This window comes from Polaromonas sp. P3_C2, assembly GCF_056402675.1.
In genome coordinates this window covers 1-2,510 of the sequence record NZ_JBFUGX010000604.1, presented here as the reverse complement: position 1 = coordinate 2,510, position 2,510 = coordinate 1, and the positions used below count along the sequence as shown (strand labels likewise).

At 61.4% G+C, this 2,510-nt stretch carries 3 protein-coding genes; all 3 read right to left on the bottom strand.

Going from position 1 to position 2,510, the window contains the following annotated elements; all coding sequences use genetic code 11:
• The coding region (locus tag AC1DWI_RS19625; RefSeq protein WP_477725513.1) for a M48 family metallopeptidase at nucleotides 1-1,355 on the bottom strand (1,355 nt) is incomplete at its 3' end.
• Nucleotides 1,352-2,182 (bottom strand): thymidylate synthase, encoded by an 831-nt coding sequence (locus AC1DWI_RS19620; protein ID WP_477667921.1) that lies wholly within the window; start codon nucleotides 2,180-2,182, stop codon nucleotides 1,352-1,354. The genes AC1DWI_RS19620 and AC1DWI_RS19625, both read right to left, overlap by 4 nt.
• Before the next feature lie 72 nt (nucleotides 2,183-2,254).
• The coding region (locus AC1DWI_RS19615; protein ID WP_477725512.1) for an FAD-linked oxidase C-terminal domain-containing protein at nucleotides 2,255-2,510 on the bottom strand (256 nt) is incomplete at its 5' end.

Here is a 2,510-nt window from a genome sequence, read left to right as displayed (position 1 = left end):
GCGTTTGTCCAGCCSGATCGATTGCCGCAATTCCTCGACGCCGGCGTTGTCGCCTCTTTCGAGCAACGCCAGGCCGAAGTAGAACCGGGCCATGGCCATTTCGGGATGGCGGGCTGCCGCTGCAGACAGCAGGGCCAGGCTTGAGTCGTCGCTCTGCAACTGCTCTTGCACAATCGCCGTCGCCAGTTCGGTCTGGGCGGGTGTTTGTTCGGAGAAGAGCACATGCACCCCACCGGCCACCAGCCACCGCATCCGTAGGTGGTCGAATCGCCAGTTGGCCTGCGTGTTTTCTGCCAATCCTCATTGCAGGCCGTCAGGAACCGGGTCCACTCTTTGCCCAGAAGCATGTCTCCAGCACAGGGCGAGGTTTCAAGCGGAGGCGACTCGACCTGCAGGCCCAGCGCCGCCGCACGTTCATGCAGCGGCGGGTGGGTGTCTTGCGCACGCCGTGGGCGGCTGGCTCCCTCCGCGAGCGCCTGCGGCATGAAGCTGCCATGGGCCTCGACAAGATCGGATGTCAGCCCCCAGAAGTTGCCGGGCGCTTGCGTCGATTGCATGCGCAGGCTGCTCAGTTGTGTGGGCAGTTTCCGGGCCAGAAGAAAAGAAATAAATTCCAGCCTGGCAAGAGCGTCGGTGAGGTGGCGCGCTGAGGAAGTCCGCGCTGCGACGGCGTCGGCCTCGAATTCACACTGACGGGACCAGCTGGATGATCGCGAGACAAAGTAGGGAACAAACCAGGACGCGATGGCCTTCAGCCCCCCATCCACGAAGCTGTCGTTGCCTTGCATGTGAAGGTAGTGGTCCCATTTGGCCCGCACCCTGTAGATCCAGTGACCCAGACGCCCGTGGTTGCGGGAAAAGTGCCCCAGCTCGTGCGCGATGACGGCTTTCACTTCGTCCTTGTTCAGCATCTTCAGCAAGGGGACACCCAGTATGAGAGTGCGGCGGCTGCCAAACAACGACAGGAAACCGCCGGTTTGATAAGCCGCCGCGTTCAGTTCGTTGTCCAGCACGATGCGGTGGATGCGCGGCGCCGCGGCGCCGGTGCACAAGCCGTCCACCATCTCAAAGAGTGCGGGTGCATCTTCACGGCCAATGGTGTGCCGGCCAACCGTGCCGGGCGAGGGCTGGACCAGCCACCACAGGAAGAGAAAGGCCGCGAAGCCAAACACTGCGGCAAAACCGGGTCCCCAAATGGCGGCCTGAAGCATCACGAAGGGCGCGATCGGCAAGATGACCACCGTCACAAAGATCAGCTCCGAGGCCAGAGCCAGCAGTGTGAGTGAAAACCGTTGCCGCGAATTGAATGTGGAAGCCGACGCTGCGGATGGAGCGCCGGCCTGCACGGATGTCACACCGCCACCGGCGCCTTGATGGCGTCATGGTGCTGGTAGTCCAGAAATTCAAAATCTTCAAACTGGTAGTCAAAGATCGATTCGGGTTTGCGCTTGATCTGCAGCGTGGGGTAGGCAAAAGGCTTGCGGCTCAGTTGCAATGCCACCTGCTCGTGGTGGTTGCTGTAGATGTGGCAGTCGCCACCGGTCCAGATGAAATCGCCCACACCCAGGCCGCATTGCTGCGCCACCATGTGGGTGAGGAGGGCATAGCTGGCAATGTTGAAGGGCACGCCCAGGAAGATGTCGGCGCTTCGCTGGTAGAGCTGGCAGCTGAGCTTGCCCGGCTGGCCTTGCACTTCAGAAGGTGCGACATAAAACTGGAAGAACGCGTGGCAGGGCATGAGCGCCATCTTGGAGAGGTCGGCCACGTTCCAGGCGCTCACGATGATGCGGCGCGAATCAGGGTTGGTCTTCAGCGTCTTGATGACTTCGCTGATCTGATCGATGTGGCCGCCATCCGGCGTTGGCCAGCTTCGCCATTGCACGCCATAAACCGGGCCCAGGTCACCGTCTTCACGCGCCCATTCGTCCCAGATGGAGACGCCGCGCGCCTTTAGCCAGTTGTTGTCGCTCGAGCCCTGCAGAAACCACAGCAACTCATGCACGATGGACTTGAGGTGGACCTTCTTCGTGGTCACCAGCGGAAAACCTTCGTTGAGGTCAAACCGCATCTGGTAGCCAAAGACGCTTTTCGTACCGGTGCCGGTGCGGTCGGCCTTGAAGGCGCCGTGGGTGTCCACATGGCGCATGAAATCTTCGTATTGGGAGCGGATAGGGCGGGTCATTAAAAACCAGTCGGCTAGAGGTCAGAGGGGGTGCCGGGGGCGCGTCATGGCGGCGGGCGGCCAAGACTTCAATTATGCCTTTAGCACCCGTCCCGGGTTCATCAGGTTATGAGGGTCCAGGCCCTGTTTGATGGCGCGCATCATGTCCAGTGCCACGGGTGATTTGTGCTTGGGCAGCGTGTTGACCTTGAGGCTGCCGACGCCGTGCTCGGCCGAGATCGAGCCCCGGTAGCGGTCCACCGCTTCGTAGACCAGGGCATTCATCGGCGTCTCCTGCTCGTTCAGGAAACGCGCCTGGTCTTCATTCTCCGGCGCCTGCACGTTGTAG